Below are 18,278 nucleotides of genomic sequence, written 5' to 3'. Positions count from 1 at the left end.
TTCTTTTGCAAGCTCAAGCAATTTCGGGCCATCGCAACGCGCTACGACAAAACCGCTCGAAATTTTCTCGCCGCGATCCACCTCTCCGCAGCTATCGTCTGGCTCAATTGATGACAGGCCCTAGAAAACAGTCACTACGTAACCAGCCGGTTAATAGCCGGCTCGCGCCGACGAGCGCGATGATCGGCTTACGTGCGAAAGAATATTCGAAAGCCACTCGGTCATAGTTAACCGACACTCGAACATTCAACGGCGTCGAGCGCCTGACGAATATCGTCATGTATATCGGAGAGCGTTTCCAGTCCGATGGAGAAACGAACGAGGCTGTCGCCGACGCCATGTTCGGCACGCTCCTCCGCCGTATAGGGCGCGTGGGTCATGCTGGCCGGATGTTGGACAAGAGTCTCGGCGTCGCCAAGGCTGACGGCGCGGGTCACTAACTTCAGCCAATTCATAAAGGCCATGGCGGCCTTCTTGCCGCCGTGCAGTTCGCAGGCTACGAGCCCGCCGAAACCCGTCATCTGACGCCGCGCAAGAGCGTGAAAATGAGAATTCGGCAATCCGGGATAGAAGACGGAAGAAACGGCGGGATGGCGTTCCAACAGCTCCGCGACCGCCATCGCCGACGCGCAATGCCGTTCCACGCGCAGCTCCAACGTTTTCAAGCCCCGCAACAAGAGGAAGGCGGCGATCGGGGAGATTGTCGCACCGGTAAGATTACGCAGGCCGTCGCGACGGATGGTCTCGACCAGGTTCTTTGATCCAACGACGACGCCGGCGAGAAGGTCGCCATGTCCGCCGATGAACTTGGTCGCGGAATGCGCGACAAGGTCCGCGCCAAGCTTTAACGGTTGTTGCAGCGCAGGCGTTGCGATGGTGTTGTCGACCATCACGAGAGCGCCGTGCTGATGCGCAAAGTTTGCGACAGCTGCGACGTCGATGATTCGGAGCGTAGGATTCCCCGGAGATTCGAAAAAGACGAGCTTCGGCGAATGCAGCTTCACAGCCGCCGAGACGGCGTCGAGATCGGTGAAGTCCGCCTTCGCGACCTCAATGCCGAAACGCGGCAAACCGCGCATGAACAGCGCGAATGTATTGCCGTAAAGCGTATGGTCGATTAGCACGCGATCGCCGGCCTGCAACAGACTCCACAGCGTTGAACTGATGGCCGCCATGCCGGAGGCGACCGCGAGACCAGCTTCCGCGCCCTCCAGACTTGCGATGCGCTCTTCGAACAATGCTTGTGTGGGATTGCGCGTTCGACCGTAGACATAGCCCTGTCGTTCGCCAAGAAAAAGCGCCTCGCCTTCCTCGGCGGTTTCAAATGCGTAGGTCGAGGTCATGAAGACAGGGGGGACCAAAGCGCCGCAATAGTCGGCAGGCTTGTAGCCGACATGAATCGCCCTGGTCGCGAAACCCTTCGCGTCATTCGATCCTTTTTCATCCATTTACGTAGGTTTCCGCTTGATCTCGTCGACCCGCATCCTCGCGTCGACGATGGCGAATGACGCGCTATCAGCGATGATCGGGTTTAGATCCATCTCCGCCAACCATTTCGCCGCGACGAACCACTGCGACAGATCGGCGATGAGTCGGCCGAGACACGCCAAATCTACCGGCGCGCGCCCGCGGAATCCGGCCAGAAGTTTCCGGCCTTGCAACTCCGCCAACATAGATAGCGCTTCGCTATCGTTGATCGGTGCGACGCGTAGCGCCACATCGTTCAAGGCTTCGATCCACACGCCACCAAGCCCGGCCATTACGATGGGTCCGAACAGCTTATCTCGCCGCGCGCCAAAGACGATCTCCAATCCTGGCGCGGATTGTCGTTGCATTAGAGCTGGTCCCACGCCGAGACGACGCTCGAAGTCCGTGAACGTCTCAGCAGCAGTTTCTGCATCCCGGAGACCTACGCGGACGGCGCCGGCGTCGCTTTTATGCGTTAGCCCTGCACGCTCGGCTTTAAGAACGATCGGGAACCCTATTTCCTCCGCCTTGGCCGCAGCTTCTTTTGCGCTCGAAACGATGGCGAAAGGCGCGACCGGAAAGCCTGCAGCTTGGAGTAAGGAGAATGCGTCGCCAGACGACGCCCAGCCGTCGGCGCTGCTCGACGACGGCACGGGAATTGACGTGCCCGCCGGAATCGGCGCTTGCCGCCGAGGGGGTTGCGCGACCGTGGCGGCAAGGATTTTGGCCGTGTGGGCGGGCCAGGAATGACACGGTATTCCCGCCGCGATGAGTTTCTCGCGATTGGCGTCCGCCGCCCGCGGCGCGACCCAACAAACATGAATGGGTTTGGTCGAGCCGCCCCGCAGCGCCTCGTTATGCGCTGCGATGACCGCATCGCCGACTTCCGGCATTAAAGCGGAGCGTTGCAACAGAATAGGGATGACGGCGTCGATTTCGTCTGAGTCCGTCAGCGCCTTGATCGTCCCGCCGTACATTTCGGCGAAACGCGGCCAATCGGTCGTCACGTCAACGGGATTGACGGGCGATCCTTGCGGCGGGAGCAGGCTTTTTATGGTCGATTGCAGCGTCGGCGAGAGCGCCGGAACTGCAAGGCCCTGCGCTTCGAGCAGGTCGGTGAGTTCAACGCCGGTTCCGCCAGAATTGGTGATGATCGCGACGTTTCGGCCGCGCAGCGGCGGTTGACGATCGAGCGAAGCGGCGACGTCAAGGAGCGAAAGCCCATCCTCTACGAGATGGGCGCCAGCCTGTCGCAGCGCGGCGAAGGCGACTGCGGCGTCGCCGGAGAGCGCCGCCGTGTGACTTGCGGCCGCGCGTTGAGCGCCGGGGTGCCGTCCGGTCTTAAACGCCACGACCGGCTTATTGGGCGCTATCGCCGCCACTGTTTCAAAAAGTCGTCGGCCGTCGGAAATCGACTCCAGCAGCAGCGCAATTACTTTCGTTTCGGGATCACGTCCCAAAAACTCAAGCAATTCCACCTCGTCTATGTCGGACTTGTTGCCGAGCGCGACGATCTTTGAGAATCCCATGGCGTCGTCGATAGAGCGGGTATAGGCCGCCATTCCATAGGCGCCACTTTGCGTCACCAGGGAAACGCCGCCTCTTCTCGGAAGGCCGATAGAAAGAGAAGCATTCAGGCCGGACGCCGTGCTGATGACCCCGAAACAATTGGGACCGATGACGCGAACGCCATGTGCCGCCGCGGTTTCGATGAGCTGGCGCTGCAATTCAGCGCCCTTCGGCCCTATCTCCGCGAAGCCGCCAGTGATGACGACGACGACCGGAACTCCCGCCGCGCCGCAATCCTCGATGACGCTGGGCGCGGCGGATGGCGGCGTGACGATTACCGCCATATCGATTGGGTCAGGCGCGGTGTCGAGGCGCGGATATGAGGGGCAACCCAGAATTTCGTCCGCTGTAGGGTGGATCGCGACGACGTCGCCAGTAAAGCCCGCCTCGGGCGCCGTCAGATTGCGCATGAATAGGGAACCGGCTTTCCCCGGCGTCGCCGAAGCGCCCACGACGGCGACACGGCGGGGCACAAAGAGGGCGTCTCGCCAATCGCGCATCAGGGTTCCTCCATCGCGGAAGTAAACAGGGTCGGCGCACCGCCGGTGTGGATGAAAAGAATTGAGGCAACGTCGTCGTAACGGCCCTGCGAAGCAAGCTTGCGGTAACCCGCCATGGCCTTTCCAGTGTAAACGGGGTCGAGAAACACGCTTTCGGCGCGCGCCACCATGCGAATGGACTCACGCCCGTCAGACGAAGGCAGGCCGTAGCCGGCGCCGATGAAACCGTCGTGGACAGCGTATTCAACGCGCTCAAGATTTCCAGGAAATTCAATGATCGCAGCAGCCTCCGCAGCGAGGGCGCGTGCACGCGCCGACGCTTCTTGCGCCGGTCGGCTGACGGTGATCGCCTCGATGCGCCAGCTCGCGTCAAAGAGCGTTGAACCGAGCAGCCAGCCCGCAAGCGTCGCCGCTCCCCCAACAGCAAGGACGACGACTTGCGGCGCAATTCCATAAGCCGCGCACTGGTCGAGCGTTTCGCGAACCGCCAAAACATGGGCGAGCGCGGCGAGCGGGCAGGCGCCGCCGCGGGGAATAACGTAAGGTCGTCCGCCAGCATCCCTGATTTCAGCGGCTGCGGTTTCAAGAACGCTGTCTACTGACTCGCGATTTAGATCACCCGTGAAACGGATTTCCGCGCCGAGCATTTTGGTCAGCCGAAAATTGCCTTCGGCGCTTCCCGGCGCCGCACCCCAGTAGATGGCGAGGCAGTGCATGCCCGAGAGCGCCGCGATGGCCGCGCTGGCGCGCACATGATTGGAAAGTGGGCCGGCGCCGGTGATGAGCGTGTCCGCACCTTTAACCTTGGCGTCGGCGAGAACAACATCGAGGGCGCGAACTTTGTTGCCGCCGAAGGCGGCGGGAAATAGATCGTCGCGCTTGAACCATAATTGCGGGCCGCCGATCGCAGCCGAAAGTCGTTTGGCGCAAATGAGCGGTGTCGGCTGCGTCGCGAGCGAAAGACGCGGCAAAGCGTTCAGCCTCTCGCGCCAGCCTGTCATGACGCGCCTCGCTTTGGTTTGACTTGCAGCACGCGATCGACAAGCGCCTGGCACTGCCCCATCGGGAAGCGTGCGTCGAGCAGGTTATCGATCTCTTCCTTGTTTAGTCGGCGACGGATTTCGCTGTCGTACCTGATCGCTTCGGAAAGCGAGCGTCCTTCGCTTTGCGCGGTGCGCGCAAGATCATGAATGATGCGATGCGCGGCTTGCTTGCCGATCCGGCGCGCGAGCGCGAGCATGACCGCTTCGGAAAGCGCGGCGCCGCCGGCTGCTTCCAAATTGGCGCGCATCTGGTCTGCGCGCACTTCCAGGCCTTCAAGGAGCGCGGCAAGCAATGATTGCGCCTTTCCAGCCGCCATGGTGAGTTCAGGAATGGCGTGCCATTCTGCCTTCCACGATCGTCCGTCGCGTTCATGGTCGTGAACGAGACTCTCGGCCAGAAGCCCCGCGTTTGCCCGCACGACGCGCGCCAGGGTTCCGAGATGCTCGGCCGTCTCGGGATTGCGCTTATGTGGCATGGTGATGCTACCAACGCCTTCGGCGGCGGAATGTTCGCGCAGCTCGCCGATCTCGTCGCGCTGCAGATTATAAATTTCGTGCCCGATGCGATCCGCCGTCGCCGAGGTGAGAACGAGGAGATGCGCCCATTCGACTAATATGTCACGGCTCGCCGTCCATGACATATCCGGCGCGCGCAAATCGAGGCGACCGAAAAATTGTTCCTGTGCAGCCAACGCATGCGGCCCCAGGGCGGAAAGACTCCCTACTCCGCCGCACAATTGGCCGACATTCAATCGCGCATGAATTTCGTCGAAGCGCGCACGGTGACGGCGCAACTCGACCAGCCAACCCGCCGCCTTGAATCCGAAAGTGATCGGCAAGCCTTGCTGGCCATGCGTTCGTCCCGCCATGATCGTGTCGCGATGGCGCCGGCAAAGTTCCTCGGTCGCGGCCGTCGCACGTTCGAGGTCAGCTATGAGAAAAACGCGCGCGTCGCCAAGCGCCAATATCAGCCATGTGTCGGTGATGTCCTGTACGGTCGTACCGAAATAAAACCATTCGCCGCCGGAGCCGGAGCAACGGCGTGTGACGGCGGCGATCAAACCAGCCGTCGAATGGGAGGTAGTCTCGTAACCTTCCCGACATTCGCGCAGAAATTCGGCGTCAACCTCTATCAGCCTGCATGTCTCGACGATGTCCTTGGCCGCATCCGCCGGTACTACCCCATAATCGGCTTGAACCTCGGCCAACAGCGCGAGCAAATCCAACCATCGCCGCGTACGCGGAGCGTCGGCGAAAAGGGCGCGCATCTCCGGTGTTGCCCAGGCGCCGCCATAAATCGCGGAGCTGAAGGACCACTCCGTCATCGCTCGCCTTTCGCAAAGGCGGCTGCTTCCTCATGGAGGTGGTAAAGCGCACGTTTTCGCCGTTCCCGAGCGGCGGCGAGCGCATGGCGGCGCTCGCTGGCGGCGGCCGCAAGTTCCGCCGCCATACCGGCGACTTCGTCGGGCGCCGCGCCGCCGACATCAGTTCGCGCGGCGACGCAGGCCGCCGGATCGAGCGCGGAGGCAAGCAGTTCTTGCGTGACCCCCGCTTTCGGCGCGCCAGCGGCCCGCAACGCATTCGAAAGATCGCTCACGGTAAGGCTGGAAAGCGCTCGTCCGCTTCGCTCCAATTTCGTTACAAGCTTACCCACGACGCCATGCGCGGCGCGGAAATCTATGCCGGTAGCCAACATGACTCGCTCCGCGAGATCGCTGGCACAGACCGAACGGTCGGTCAGCGCGGCATGGGCGCGCGCTTCGTCAAAGCGCAAACCGTCGACGCATTCGGCAACAAGCCGCGACGCCTCCGCTGCCGAAAGCAAGGCGTCCGGCGCCGCTTCATAGACAAACAACCGATTATCCATCTGGCCCGACGGCGTGCGACCGGCGGCGGCGACGCCAACCTGCGCGCCGATGAGCCGATTGGCCGTGGCCCTGACGAAAGAGAGAGAAAAAGGGTTGCGTTTTTGCGGCATGACCTTACTAGCGCGCGCGTGGCGATCGGCCAACTGGACATATCCGAATTCACGCGTGGCGAAGATCATCAAATCCTCCGCCAAACGATCGAGATTGACCATCGCCGCTGTCGCGACTGCGCAGACTTCGATCGCGAGATCAGCTTGCCACATCGCGTCGCGCGCATGGCGCACAGGCCGCGAAAACCCTAATCGATTCGCCAGGCCGCGTCGATCTTGGTTGACCGCAGAGCCGTTGGAGCTTCCAACGCCAGCGGGGCATTCATCGGCACGTTCGTAACACGCAGCGACGCGATCGAGATCCCGCAGCATCGGCCAGGCGAAGGTCTGCAAATAGTGACCGAATGTCGTCGGTTGAGCCGCTTGCAGATAGGTATAGTCGGGCATCAGACTGTTTTTGTGCCGCAAAGACAATCTGCTAAGTGCTTCGACTGCGGCGATCAGGGCTTCCCCAAGTCCGAGCAGTTGATCGCAAAGCGTGAGATGATACGCCGTGGTTAACGCCTCGCGTCGTGCACGGGCGACGCCGAGCCAGTCTGCCGCCGACGTGCGCGCGGCGAGCCAGGCCTCGCGATTGGTGTAGAGATCGCCGTATTCGGCGCTCGTAACAAAGGACACGGGCGCGGACTGAAGCTCCAGAAGCGCGGCGACGAGCTCGCGGGCGCCATCATTCGGAATAACGCCTCCTTGTGCGAGGCAAAGCACGTGAGCAAGATCGACCCAACCGATCGCGGCGGCGAGACCAAGTTGCGCTTTCAGTTCGCGAGCGAAGGCCGCTTCGACGAGATTTTTTGACGGCGCCTGCATCAGTCGCTCGCCGATTTCAAGCGCGGCGTTGGAATCGAGGGAACGGCTCATTCTTCGCTCCGCTCCGCGCCGACAGGCTTACCATTCTCGACCCGCTGTGGATCCCAAAGGCCGGCCTCTCGAGAATGCCGCGCAACGGCGTTGAAGGTTTCGAAACGAAGCCCGCAGCGTAATGCTTCGAGCGCGAGACATTCCTGCGGCGGGATATTGCCGAGGCTGACATTGGCGCCGAAACGGCAGACAAGATAGGCTTGTTGCGAACGGAGGGGAGCTTCCCAAATTAGTCTCGATTCGGCGGAGCCGACCTGCTTCAGGATTTCGTCGAGAAAAGGGGTGCGGATTTCGCCTCCTTGATCATAGATGCCGACCCCGCTGCCGCTCTCCCTTCCTTCGACAATCACCCAGGACGCGCCCCAGTCCAAATCTTGCAATATCTGCTGGGCCAACTCCGCGGCCGTTGGCTGACATGCGGGATCCTTGCGGCCGACCTCGGTGATGGGGACGAGTCCGGCGTTCCTGGCGCAGTCGATCATTCGACGCCGTCGCTCGCCAGGCAGTTCAATGGTCCCTTCGGATATTTCCGCCGCTCGGAAGCCCAGTTCCGCGGCCCGAGTCATGAACACGCGGCAATGCTCCTGCACGACCGCCGCCTCCAGCAACGTGCCGCCGGGATAGGTGAGAATGTCGCGCTGATTCAGCAGATCGAGTTTCTCTTCGAGAACCGTGTAAGGCATAAGAGCGGAGGTGCCAAAACCGAATTTCCATTGATCGATATGCTCGCCAGCAAGATCGAGAACGTCCCGCAGCGCAGAAAGGCCGAGTCCGGTGTCAAGCACCATTGTCACGCCGGTCGTCCGTGGGCGCCTAAATCTGCGGTTGACGATCGCGTCGAGCGACCACACGCCGCGCCACGCCGATGTGAAGCCGGTCGGCCTCATGCGCCGTCTCCCCGAGCGCCGCTCCCGAAAAGCGTACGAAGCGCTCGTTCGATCATCGCAAGATCAGCCCCCCACGGAACGATCATGATCTCGCTGTCGCGTTCAATGTCGAATTCTAATAGGCAGCATTTCAGCATTGTCGGTTCGTTCCGACGGCCGGCGAGCACCCGCGGACACATTTCGACGCGCGGCGGCTCATCTCCGTAATAGTGCCGATGGAATTGCAGACTGCGTTCGCAGCCGATCAGCGTCCAATCGCTACGTTGGGGCGGACGCTCGTCGAGATAGTGTACCGGCGCGCCGAGGTCATCGAGCCCGCCCGAGCGGCATGGGACCAGAAAAGCGGGCGGACTCAAGTCGCGAACTAACTCCTTCAAATTGATCGGTTCGAGCACAGGTATAATCGGAGGGAGATCGGCGTAACTGAGGACGTGACGAACGAGGTCGAACAATTTGGGAGGTTCGGGCGGCGCCACCTCGACGACGTTCAGGATGAACGGATCCGGATGGTGGATAAAATTGACGTGGTCGTATTTCCCTTCGCAGATCAGCGTCCCATCGCGGCCGACTCTTTCTCGTTTCGCCAGAGCGGCGAGCGCGGAGCGGTTCGCGCAGTCGGTTTCCGGATCGTGAACAAAATGACAGGCGCCGGAAAGAGCCAACACTTCGACATGACTGATCGGCGCGAATAAAGGTTCGCGGTCTATGGCCTCCACAGCGATGACGGCGCAGCCGCCGTCAGGCGCGCGCAGAACAATGAATTCCGTGCGGCGATAGGTTTCGCGTCCGAGGAACCTCGCAATAATTCCTTCCTCTGTCATTGGACCGTCGTAAGGCTGAACGCTCACGCCGCGATAAGGCAGAGGAACGACATTAAATGAGTTCTTGAACGAGCGGCGAGCGTTCTCGGCGTCGCGCGAGGATACGGTCGCCGTCAACTTAAACTCCCCTCCATGACGCTCGCGATTTTGAATTCGCGACGCCTGTCTTCGGGACGGATCTCCCGCTCATGCACTTTGAGCGGGTCGAGCCTGCGGATAAGCGCGACGATCGAGCTGTCGGGCGCTGCGATGATTTTGACCTCGTCGGGAAGCTTTGGTTCGAAGCCAGTGTTGTCCAACACCTCCTGAATTGAAACGTCGGGATAGACCGCTTCAAGCCGCATGTGCCCATCGACGTCAAAGTCGAATAGGCCGAGTTCGGTGACAAGCCATTCCGGCCCTTGGCCGCGATGACCGTACTCTCCGCGCGGCCGTCCGTCTGAACTGCGATGGCCGAGATTTGTGATGAAATCGCAGTTTTCGACCAGACGGAAACGCCGCCGCCCTTTGGCGTCCTTTGTCGCGCGATGCGCAGGCGTCCAAAGAGTGAGGCGCTCGGCGTCGCAGGAGAGATTTCCTCCGCCACCGCCGCCGGGCAGTTTCATCGCGATGTTGGGATAGCCGAGCGCCGTAACGTTGCAGTTCCCCCATTTGTCGATCTGAAGCCCGGAAAGGAACATTCGTCCCATCCGACCGGCCGCCGCCAGATCGAACAGTTCTTCTATATCGAGCGAAGACGACGCGCCGCGATCCATCGCCCAGTCATTGGTGGTGGGCGTGAGAAAGGGCGGATCTGGATCGACCCCATATGTTGCGCCGGCGATCAGGACCATTCTTGGCGCGTGCGTCCGCTTGGCGACATGCATCGCCAGTTGGACCAGCGGCGAGCCAAAACCGTGAAAGACAAGCGTTCCGTCTTCGATCGTTCGCGCGAGCGCCGCGATCATCATTTCGCCGAGACTACAGCTCATCGTCATGCCGAAGCCTCGTCACTGTAAAGTTCCCGCCACGCCTCGGCGCCGTGACGCCAAGACGCAAGCCGCGCGCGCGTCGCTTCGCCGCCGATGCGCGCAAGATAATCCTCGTGGTTCGGCGCGCCGTGGACGAAAAAATCGAGATACTCGGATTTAAATGCGTCTTCGCCTTTACGCGCCGCGTCATAATAGAGCGCCGTGTGCGACCGGTCATAGGCGTAAAAAGGATAGCAGGCGGTAGGATGCGCACCCATTGGGGTCTTGCAGACCGCTGTCACGTAAAAATACGGAATCGTGACTCCGCCAAGCTCCTGCAGTTGCTGCGTCGGAACGATCTCCTCTATTGTCGCCAGAACGACCCTCGACGCCTTGGCGAAGAGAATATCCGCGACCGGCGGGCCCTGGATGACAAGGTTTCCGCTCCTGTCGCCATATTGCGCGTGGATAAGCGCGACGTCGGGCTCGATCGCCGGAACCAGCAGCAGCTCCTCGCCGGTGAATGGGCAGGTGATTCGCCGGTATTCGAGATGGAGCGAGGGAAAGCTCGTGCCGCGCAGAGAGCGGATCGGCATGAATGGCAGACCCTGGATCGCGGCCCGCAACTGCTGCACGAGGGTATAGCAGCAGCTGTCGTCGACCTTGACCGCGTCCGACTCCAGCGCGCGCCGATAATTCGGCGCGAGTCCGAAATCTTGCTCAAACCCCACATAGCTTTCGGACGAGCATGACAACGCGCCGCCGGCGCTCAATAGATCGATATCGATCCCATGCGCCGAGCCAACGACGCTCAAGCCGGTTACGCCTCTGCGCAAGATGGCCCGAAGCAAGGCCATCGGCTCTCGCGAGGAAAGGCCGCCTCCAACCGCGACGACAGCTCCATCGTGAATCTTCGACGCGAGATCGTCGATGCTCGTCACCTTATCAGAGTCAGTATAAATAGAGCGCGGCGCGCGAGACATTAGACCGCCTCCGACACATGATGACGAATGATGTCGGCGGCCTTTTCGGCGATCATGATTGTTGGCGCATTCGTGTTGCCGCTTACGATCGTGGGCATGATCGAAGCATCGATGACGCGCAACCCCTCGATTCCGCGCACGCGCAACTGGCTGTCGACGACGGCCGTATCGTCCTCGCCCATCTTGCATGTGCCCGCAGGATGCCAGGTCGTTGAGGCGGTACGCCGAACGAAGGATTCAAGGTCCGTCTCGCTTCTCGCGTTCACGCCGGGCGCAACTTCGTCGCCGCGAATATCGTCGAACGCCTTCGCGTAGAGAATGCGCAAATTCCATCGCACGCCAGCGACCGAGCAACGCAAGTCGTCCGGATCGCTGAAATAATTGAAATCAATCATTGGCCGATCCAGCGGATCGGCCGAGGCGAGCGCGACCTTGCCGCGACTGCGGGGTCGATTGACGTAAGCAGTGAGTGTTATTCCGTGCTCTCCCGTCGGGCCAGCTTCGGGGTAGTCCGGGGCAAGAATTGACAAGAAAAAAAGCTGCAAACCGGGAATCGTTTCGCTGGGTTCGCTTTTTACGAAGGCGCCGGCTTCCAAAAAATTCGACCCGAGCGGGCCACTGCGCGTCGATTGATACTCTCGAAGCGCCAGGGCCTTCGCATCATCAAGAAGGGGCGGGAAGGTGAGCGGTTGCGTGATTCTGCATCGCACACGGGTATGCAAATGATCCTGGAGATTTGCGCCGACGCCCGGAAGATCGAGACGCGCGTCGATTCCGAGCAGATCAAGTTCGGCTTTTGGGCCGACGCCGGAAAGCATCAGCAGTTGCGGCGAACGTATGGCTCCCGCGCAAAGAATAATTTCGGCGCCGTCCGCGTGTTCGACGGCGCCGAAACGCAGATAGTCGACGCCCGTGGCGCGACGGCCGTCAAAACATAACCGCGTTGCATAGGCGTGAGTCAGGACAGTCAAATTCGGACGCAGCCGCGCGGGACGAAGATAGGCGTCGGCGGCGCTGCAACGGGCGCCGTTCAGGAGCGTTGCCTGTAGCGGACCGTAGCCTTCCTGATGTTCTCCATTGAAGTCCGGATTGAAGGAGAGCCCTATTTCCTTAGCTGCGGCGAAATAGCGTTCGACCAGAGGATTTTTAGGCGGGTGACTTGAAACGGCGAGAGGCCCATTTGCGCCATGGAGCCGATCTGAAAACTCTTGGTTGTTCTCAGCCTTCACAAAATAAGGCAATACGTCGTCGTAGGACCAGCCCTCAGCGCCGTCGCGGCTCCAGCGATCGTAATCGTCGCGATTGCCGCGGATATAGATCATGTAATTGATGGCGCTCGACCCGCCCAGCACGCGGCCTTGCGGCACGAAGACGCGCCGGCCATTCAGATGCGTTTGCGGCACCGTCCTGTCGGCCCAATCGAAAGGGCTATCCTGCAACCGGCTGTATAAGGCTGGTATTCGAATTACGTCCGCGTCGTCCTCGCCGCCGGCTTCCAGCAACAGCACGCGGCAGGCGGCGTCCTCAGTCAGTCTTTTCGCCAGGACACAACCCGCTGATCCAGCCCCGATGATGATGTAATCGAACATTGCTTACACCGGCGACGCGCCCGCTCAAGCGCGATAACGAATTAGGTGCAAGACATTTCACGTGTCTCACGCGTCGCCCCGCAACCGCAACAGAGACAGCCGCTTCCATGAGCGTTTTCCCAAGGATGCGGCTTCGGCTTGCTGTCGGGATCGGGTTGCGCACGATTACCGCCACAGCGCGAACAGCTCCATTCATTCGGCATCCGCGTTCCCTCGAGCACCAGCGCGTTCGAGAGATGGCCGCAATCAGGACACGCTATGAGATAAACAGGCATATTAACCGCTCCAGACCGAAGGCGCGCGGGCCAGTGACGGCCCGCGTGCAGTCTTATTCGGCGGCTGCTGCCTGCCCCAGTCGTTCGCGCACCAGCTTGACGCCCTCCGCGAGCGCATGAAGCTTGTCCTGCGCGATGTAGCGTTGCAGCAGGATGAGACCGCAATCGGTCGTAACGCCGAGCCGATGAGCCGGGATCACCTTAAGCAACGCTTCGATCCGCTCCGCCACTTGCGCCGCCGTCTCGGTGATCGTGCTCTTCACGTCGATGACGCCCGCCCAAAAATCGACATTCTCCGGCAGCGGGAACTCCTTGAAAGCGTCGAGCCCCGACATGTCGTCGACGCGCCGGCCGCAATTCTCGAGATTGAGGACGTCGATCCGGGCTTCATACGCCTTCGGAACGATCGATCGCGTCGCATCCGGCGCCTTGGCCTTTTCCCGGCGCTTGGTGAGGTCGTAGATTTCGCCGGGTTTTCCGGTGTCATCGGGATAATAGGCCGGCGTTCCGCCCCAATTGCCCCAACAGACATGCACGACGATGCGCGCGTTCTTCACCCCCGCCACAGCGGTGTTGAACGCTTCGATCGCCCAATCCTCGTAGAAATAGGGCCATGTGAATTCGTCCAGCTGGATAAAGTCGACGCCCAAGGCGTCTACTTCGAGAATGTCCTCGTTCATGGCCTTGGCGATCGCCAAGGCTCGATCACGCGAGCTTTTGTAATAGAGATCGTTCGTGCACTGTGCGAGCACCTGCACGCCGGTATATTGAACCTTCGTCGGCTTGCTCGTGGCGCGTTTGAGCGCGCGCGCCTGTTCGACCATCATCGCTCCGCAGCGTTTGACCTCGCGTTCAATCGTCCCCGTGTGCAATCGGCTGTATATTGGAAAGCCGAGATGGCCGCCGTGGAGATCGTAGCCCATGCGCCGCAGATAGTGGTAGACGGCGGTATCGGCGTAATTGTCGCCGTGCACGCGGCCGTCGGCGATGATGTCCAGTCCGGCGTTTTCCTGGTCGGTGGCGATGGCCGCCACAACGTCCTCGAGCGCCTCGCGATTCATCGAATCCGGGGGCTCTCTGTCGCCACGAAAATGCCTCGCCCAAGAAGCGTCCCACCATCGGGGATTTGGGTAGTTTCCGACCATGCTCGTCGGAATCATGAGTTCCTGCCCGCGAATTTTCATGTCTACCCCCCCGCTTCTTTTTCAATTTTTTGGTCTGCCGCCGCGCCCCTCAGTCAATAGATAAGAGTCTACGGTATCAAAGGATTTACACAATGCAAGAACTTGACTTGCGGTTACATGAGAATTTTCACGTCGCAAGTTGTGCTGCAATGCAGCGTGTGCAACGGTCGCTTCTGACCTATGTCTTGGTTTCGCATTTTATGGGGTGCATAAATCCGAATATTCGGGATGTCGTTTCAAATAGTCAGCGACAAAGGAACAGGTCGTCTGCACCTTGAGGCCGCGTTCGCGCGCGGCGAGGAGCGCGTCGCGGATCAATTCGGACGCGAAGCCACGCCCGCGCAGAGCTGGGGGAGTATTCGTACGGGTAAAGACGATAACGCCGTCACCAAGACGATACTCCGCGACTACAATTTCACCTTCGATCTCAAGTTCAAATCGGCCTTCCGGGGGATTGTCGCGCATATGCGCGGACTGCCTCTTCGCGCCCATAGGCTCCACCTTTTTCTCCCACCCAGAATATCAGGGCAGCCGGCGACGAACGCAATGGATGACCTTGATGTTAAGTGTGGCCCGCACGTCACCCGTCAGTAGAGAGGGCGCGCGATAAACAGACGGCCCACAAACAACCTCTCTGCTTTCAACGAAGCGGGCCTCATGCATAATCGGAACCTGCGGATCGAGATCGTAGCAATAAGTTGTCGAGGCGCGGGGCCGGGTTGCATCAAATGAACAAGGACGGAATCCCGAGTGCGCGTAAAGCCGGCGAAACTGGCGGCGAGCCCTTTTCTTTTACCATTGAGCAATGGGCAAAAAAAATCGAATACGCGCTCGCGCAACCCGGCGCCGTCGGCCCTATTCGCAATATTCATCGCGACGACAAGCGTGAATTTGATGCGATTTTCATTGGTGGCGGGGCCGCGGGTCGTTTTGGCTCCGCCTATCTTCGCGCAATGGGCGGCCGTCAACTTGTCATTGATCGTTGGCCGTTCCTTGGCGGCTCCTGTCCCCACAACGCTTGCGTGCCCCATCATCTCTTTTCGGAGTGCGCGGCGGAATTGATGCTGGCGCGAACTTTTTCGGGATCGCTTTGGTTCCCCGAGATGGCGAAACGGATCGTCTCCATCAAGGAGGTCGTCGATCTGTTTCGACGCGGCCGCACGGGGCCGCACGCGGTTATGAACTATCAAAGCAAGGAGCAACTCGACATTGAATTCCTGTTGAATGCTCCCGTTCGCATCGTCGACGCCAACACGGTCGAGGCGGCAGGCGAAGCATTTCGCGCTCGTGCGTTGGTGCTGGCTCTGGGCGCGGAGCCAATCCGGCTTCAGGCGCCCGGAAGCGATCTCGAAGGCGTGCATGATTATACAACGATCGTCGAGACGCTCGATCGCGAACCTGGCGAGACCGTCGTCGTCATCGGCGGCGGGAAGACGGCGGTCGAATATGGCTGCTTCTTCAACGCCACCGGTCGTCGCGTCGTCATGCTGGTTCGAAACCGTATCGTCGATCTTATCAAGGACGCTGAAACGCGCACCTATGTGATTGACCGTATGCGCGAGCAGGGAATGGAAATCATCGAAGGCGCGCAGGTTGCCGCCATTGTCGGCGATGCGTCTGGTCGTGTCGCCCGGGTCGTTGCCGAAACGCAGTCGGGCAGGATTGAGATCGATACTGATTTCGTCTTTCAGGCGCTTGGCGAACGGCCGCGCTCGCAGCCAGCGGTCGAGGCGCTAGGCGTAGCGGTCGACGGTAAGGGGGCCGTTATCGTCGACGATCGACTGCGGACATCCGTTCCCAATGTCTATGCGGCTGGCGATCTGATTGGAGCGCCAATGGAGATGTTCAAGGCGCGCAAGAGCGGCGCTTACGCCGCGCGCGCGATCATGGGCGAAGACGCGAGTTATCGGCCGTCCGACTGGCCGGATTTCCTTCACACGCATTACGAGGTGAGCTGGCTGGGATTCAGCGAGGAAGAAGCGCGCGCCCGTTATCGCAACGTCGTTGTCCTTAAAATGCCTCCTGACAACCCCAATGGTCTCGACATCGGCTTGCCAGCGAGCGACCGCACAATGCTTTATGCGATGGCGCATCCGCGTATGTCGGGTTTTCAGAAGCTGATTTTGGATGGGGATTCAAGACGCGTATTGGGCGCGCACCATGTGGGTTATGGCGCCAAGGACGCGTTCCAATATCTGAACGTGCTGGTTCGGCGCGGGTTGACGATCGACGAGTTGGGCGACATGGACGAGCTTTTTCTCAATCCCACTCATTTCATCCAGCTGTCACGACTGCGTGCGGGGCTACGGGAACTGAGAAGCCTTTGATGCCGTAAACGCAGAGCTTGCTACGGAGTTGGAATGTCCAGGCGAATGGAGGGAAAGACTGTTCTCGTCACTGGCGCCGGCAGCGGAATCGGGAGAGCGATTGCTCAAATTCTTGCCGATGAAGGCGCCGCGGTCGCCATTCTCGACATCGACGCAGTGCGCGCTGAACGGGCGGCGGCCGCTCTATGCGCGCAGGGCGCCATGGCGTTCGGCATTGGCGCGGATGTAACGGCTTGGGAGTCGGTTTCCGACGCAGTAAGAAAAGCCGAGGCGACGCTTAGGCCGATCGATGGTCTCGTCAATAACGCGGGTGTCGCCGCATTGGGGGCAGTGCATGAAATTGAAGAGGCCCAATGGGATCGCATGATGACGATTAACGTCAAGGGCGCATTTCTTGTCTCTAGGGCCGTCTTGCCTGGAATGATTGAGCGCAAGCGCGGCGCGATTGTTCATATTGGCTCGGTTGCGGGCATGGTCGGAATCCCGAATATGGCCGCCTATTGCGCGTCCAAGGGCGCCTTGAACAACCTTGCGCGGCAGATGGCGATCGACTACGCCAAATGGGGAATACGGGTCAACGCGTTAGCGCCGGGAACAGTTGCCGCCACCGAAATGGGGGCGATGCTTTTGCAAAGCGACGCGAGTCCGGAAGCCAAAGCCCGTCGACTAGCCAAATATCCACTGGGCCGCTTCGGCGAGCCGAAGGAGGTTGCCCAAGCCGCGCTTTTTCTGCTGAGCGACGAAGCGTCTTTCGTAACCGGCGCCGTCATGACGGTCGACGGCGGAATGACGGCGATTTGATCGACTGGGACCAAGGCCGACCTTCGCGCCCGCAACCTTATCGTCACCTACTCTAACGTCCATTGCCATCGAGAGTAGATGACAAGAAGCTCACAAACATGAAGCCTTGGCCGCCCACATCAGGAATGTCTGGGATCGGTCGAACGCAGTCCTGGAGGCGCACGATCCTGGATGTCGGGCATTGGCGCATCCTCCCCGTTGAGCAATCGACTGGTCAACCACCGGAACCAGCCCTTCGCTCGACTCTCGCTTACCGCACATAAGAACCAAAAAGGACCACGAATTGTGTGTCCCGTCTGGACTCGGTGCGTCATCCGTTGAAAGTTGAAAGCGGCGATGGCTGCGCCTTAGATGCTGCGCTATGCGTCAGTAAAGTTTCGCTGCCGGGTCGAACCGTGTCTCCGCCTCGGGAGTCGGCCGCCGCATCAGGTTGCTGGTCTTCTTGTTGGTCTTGTTGAAATTCGAATCAGAAAAAAACCTGAAAAATCATGCACCTATGCTTATAGTACGATCCCGGCCAGGGCACCAATAGCATTAATTTATTCACGTTATTTCGAGCGGTTATGCTAACTGATTTTATTTAGTCCCACATCCAGTCCCACACTCCGCGCGATTTCGGCGCGGCGCTCGGCTTGACAGCGCTCGCTCAACGCTCTTTTAACGGCGCGCCCTTTAGATCGCGCTTCTCAGGCGAACCGGTTCATGCGATTCCTGAAGAAAATCCCCAGCCTCACTGCACCGATTGTAAGAGTCACAGTCGCACTCGCCTTGTGCGTCGTCGTATTCGCCCTGTCTTTCGCCGGGATCGAACCAAGCCTCGATTAGGAACGAACCCTCAGCGCTGCAGCAATAGCATTACGCCGCCCAAAATCTCGGCGACGACAATTGACGCAATCACGGCGTTCGCAATCGGGGCGCTGGTAAGCGTGATCGGACGACCGCCTACCGCTCTGCATGTGGAGTTGATTAGGTGTCCACCATCGAAGAGGTGGACACCAGATGGCGGCTGCGAATGATGGTGTTGGTGCGGGGCGTCGGACGTGGAG

Annotated in this window: 15 protein-coding genes and 1 pseudogene; 3 read left to right on the top strand and 13 right to left on the bottom strand. The window is 60.2% G+C overall.

Annotated features, from left to right (window positions below):
* A pseudogene (locus AB7I51_RS15290) lies at positions 1 to 111 on the top strand (IS5/IS1182 family transposase); the annotation flags it as partial.
* A 116-nt stretch (positions 112 to 227) separates the two neighbouring features.
* On the opposite strand, the gene AB7I51_RS15285 reads toward AB7I51_RS15290, so the two are convergent.
* The 12 genes from AB7I51_RS15285 to AB7I51_RS15230 form a co-directional block, all read right to left on the bottom strand.
* Entirely contained in the window at positions 228 to 1,448 is a 1,221-nt protein-coding gene (locus AB7I51_RS15285) for a trans-sulfuration enzyme family protein (RefSeq protein WP_428405161.1), read from the bottom strand.
* Positions 1,449 to 3,536, bottom strand: a complete 2,088-nt coding sequence (locus tag AB7I51_RS15280) for an acetate--CoA ligase family protein (RefSeq protein WP_428405160.1) — start codon at positions 3,534 to 3,536, stop codon at positions 1,449 to 1,451. It lies immediately after the preceding gene.
* Positions 3,536 to 4,537, bottom strand: coding sequence for a 1-aminocyclopropane-1-carboxylate deaminase/D-cysteine desulfhydrase (locus AB7I51_RS15275; protein WP_428405159.1), 1,002 nt, complete (start codon positions 4,535 to 4,537; stop codon positions 3,536 to 3,538). Before AB7I51_RS15275 ends, AB7I51_RS15280 begins: the two co-directional genes overlap by 1 nt.
* A complete protein-coding gene (locus AB7I51_RS15270; RefSeq protein WP_428405158.1) occupies positions 4,534 to 5,904 on the bottom strand; it encodes a class-II fumarase/aspartase family protein in 1,371 nt (456 codons plus the stop codon). The genes AB7I51_RS15275 and AB7I51_RS15270 overlap by 4 nt, the downstream gene beginning before the upstream one ends.
* The gene (locus tag AB7I51_RS15265; RefSeq protein WP_428405157.1) at positions 5,901 to 7,415 is read right to left on the bottom strand and encodes an argininosuccinate lyase; all 1,515 of its coding nucleotides are present in this window, start codon (positions 7,413 to 7,415) and stop codon (positions 5,901 to 5,903) included. Before AB7I51_RS15265 ends, AB7I51_RS15270 begins: the two co-directional genes overlap by 4 nt.
* Positions 7,412 to 8,302 (bottom strand): phosphosulfolactate synthase, encoded by an 891-nt coding sequence (locus tag AB7I51_RS15260; RefSeq protein WP_428405156.1) that lies wholly within the window; start codon positions 8,300 to 8,302, stop codon positions 7,412 to 7,414. The genes AB7I51_RS15265 and AB7I51_RS15260 overlap by 4 nt, the downstream gene beginning before the upstream one ends.
* Positions 8,299 to 9,240 carry a DUF7714 family protein gene (locus AB7I51_RS15255; RefSeq protein WP_428405155.1) on the bottom strand — a complete coding sequence of 314 codons (942 nt, stop codon included), beginning with the start codon at positions 9,238 to 9,240 and terminating at the stop codon, positions 8,299 to 8,301. The genes AB7I51_RS15260 and AB7I51_RS15255 overlap by 4 nt, the downstream gene beginning before the upstream one ends.
* Positions 9,237 to 10,100 carry a CoA-transferase gene (locus tag AB7I51_RS15250; protein WP_428405154.1) on the bottom strand — a complete coding sequence of 288 codons (864 nt, stop codon included), beginning with the start codon at positions 10,098 to 10,100 and terminating at the stop codon, positions 9,237 to 9,239. Before AB7I51_RS15250 ends, AB7I51_RS15255 begins: the two co-directional genes overlap by 4 nt.
* Positions 10,097 to 11,056 carry a CoA transferase subunit A gene (locus tag AB7I51_RS15245; protein WP_428405153.1) on the bottom strand — a complete coding sequence of 320 codons (960 nt, stop codon included), beginning with the start codon at positions 11,054 to 11,056 and terminating at the stop codon, positions 10,097 to 10,099. Before AB7I51_RS15245 ends, AB7I51_RS15250 begins: the two co-directional genes overlap by 4 nt.
* Positions 11,056 to 12,645, bottom strand: coding sequence for a GMC family oxidoreductase (locus AB7I51_RS15240; RefSeq protein WP_428405152.1), 1,590 nt, complete (start codon positions 12,643 to 12,645; stop codon positions 11,056 to 11,058). The genes AB7I51_RS15245 and AB7I51_RS15240 overlap by 1 nt, the downstream gene beginning before the upstream one ends.
* 328 nt (positions 12,646 to 12,973) lie before the next feature.
* On the bottom strand, positions 12,974 to 14,065 hold the full coding sequence (locus AB7I51_RS15235) for a cobalamin-independent methionine synthase II family protein (protein WP_428405162.1): 1,092 nt from the start codon (positions 14,063 to 14,065) through the stop codon (positions 12,974 to 12,976).
* A 237-nt stretch (positions 14,066 to 14,302) separates the two neighbouring features.
* Positions 14,303 to 14,569, bottom strand: a complete 267-nt coding sequence (locus AB7I51_RS15230; RefSeq protein WP_428405151.1) for a GNAT family N-acetyltransferase — start codon at positions 14,567 to 14,569, stop codon at positions 14,303 to 14,305.
* Between the two features lie 263 nt (positions 14,570 to 14,832).
* Between AB7I51_RS15230 and AB7I51_RS15225 the strand changes: the two genes are divergently transcribed.
* Positions 14,833 to 16,431, top strand: a complete 1,599-nt coding sequence (locus AB7I51_RS15225; protein ID WP_428405150.1) for an FAD-dependent oxidoreductase — start codon at positions 14,833 to 14,835, stop codon at positions 16,429 to 16,431.
* A 33-nt stretch (positions 16,432 to 16,464) separates the two neighbouring features.
* The gene (locus tag AB7I51_RS15220) at positions 16,465 to 17,232 is read left to right on the top strand and encodes an SDR family NAD(P)-dependent oxidoreductase (RefSeq protein WP_428405149.1); all 768 of its coding nucleotides are present in this window, start codon (positions 16,465 to 16,467) and stop codon (positions 17,230 to 17,232) included.
* Between the two features lie 835 nt (positions 17,233 to 18,067).
* Here the strand turns inward: AB7I51_RS15220 and AB7I51_RS15215 are convergent.
* On the bottom strand, positions 18,068 to 18,278 hold a 211-nt coding region (locus AB7I51_RS15215; protein WP_428405148.1), incomplete at its 5' end, for a hypothetical protein.

The sequence above is a fragment of the Methylocystis sp. genome (genome assembly GCF_050246715.1).
GTDB lineage: Bacteria > Pseudomonadota > Alphaproteobacteria > Rhizobiales > Beijerinckiaceae > Methylocystis.
This window is presented reverse-complemented; position numbering and strand designations above follow the sequence as displayed.

What these genes read in the sequence shown, in the direction of transcription:
- AB7I51_RS15245 (WP_428405153.1), bottom strand. Translation starts at nt 11,056, where the DNA reads ATGTCTCGCGCGCCGCGCTCTATTTATACTGACTCTGATAAGGTGACG.
- AB7I51_RS15230 (WP_428405151.1), bottom strand. Translation starts at nt 14,569, where the DNA reads ATGCGCGACAATCCCCCGGAAGGCCGATTTGAACTTGAGATCGAAGGT.
- AB7I51_RS15235 (WP_428405162.1), bottom strand. Translation starts at nt 14,065, where the DNA reads ATGGTCGGAAACTACCCAAATCCCCGATGGTGGGACGCTTCTTGGGCG.
- AB7I51_RS15250 (WP_428405154.1), bottom strand. Translation starts at nt 10,100, where the DNA reads ATGACGATGAGCTGTAGTCTCGGCGAAATGATGATCGCGGCGCTCGCG.
- AB7I51_RS15285 (WP_428405161.1), bottom strand. Translation starts at nt 1,448, where the DNA reads ATGGATGAAAAAGGATCGAATGACGCGAAGGGTTTCGCGACCAGGGCG.
- AB7I51_RS15240 (WP_428405152.1), bottom strand. Translation starts at nt 12,645, where the DNA reads ATGTTCGATTACATCATCATCGGGGCTGGATCAGCGGGTTGTGTCCTG.
- AB7I51_RS15265 (WP_428405157.1), bottom strand. Translation starts at nt 7,415, where the DNA reads ATGAGCCGTTCCCTCGATTCCAACGCCGCGCTTGAAATCGGCGAGCGA.
- AB7I51_RS15280 (WP_428405160.1), bottom strand. Translation starts at nt 3,536, where the DNA reads ATGCGCGATTGGCGAGACGCCCTCTTTGTGCCCCGCCGTGTCGCCGTC.
- AB7I51_RS15270 (WP_428405158.1), bottom strand. Translation starts at nt 5,904, where the DNA reads ATGACGGAGTGGTCCTTCAGCTCCGCGATTTATGGCGGCGCCTGGGCA.
- AB7I51_RS15225 (WP_428405150.1), top strand. Translation starts at nt 14,833, where the DNA reads ATGAACAAGGACGGAATCCCGAGTGCGCGTAAAGCCGGCGAAACTGGC.
- AB7I51_RS15220 (WP_428405149.1), top strand. Translation starts at nt 16,465, where the DNA reads ATGTCCAGGCGAATGGAGGGAAAGACTGTTCTCGTCACTGGCGCCGGC.
- AB7I51_RS15275 (WP_428405159.1), bottom strand. Translation starts at nt 4,537, where the DNA reads ATGACAGGCTGGCGCGAGAGGCTGAACGCTTTGCCGCGTCTTTCGCTC.
- AB7I51_RS15260 (WP_428405156.1), bottom strand. Translation starts at nt 8,302, where the DNA reads ATGAGGCCGACCGGCTTCACATCGGCGTGGCGCGGCGTGTGGTCGCTC.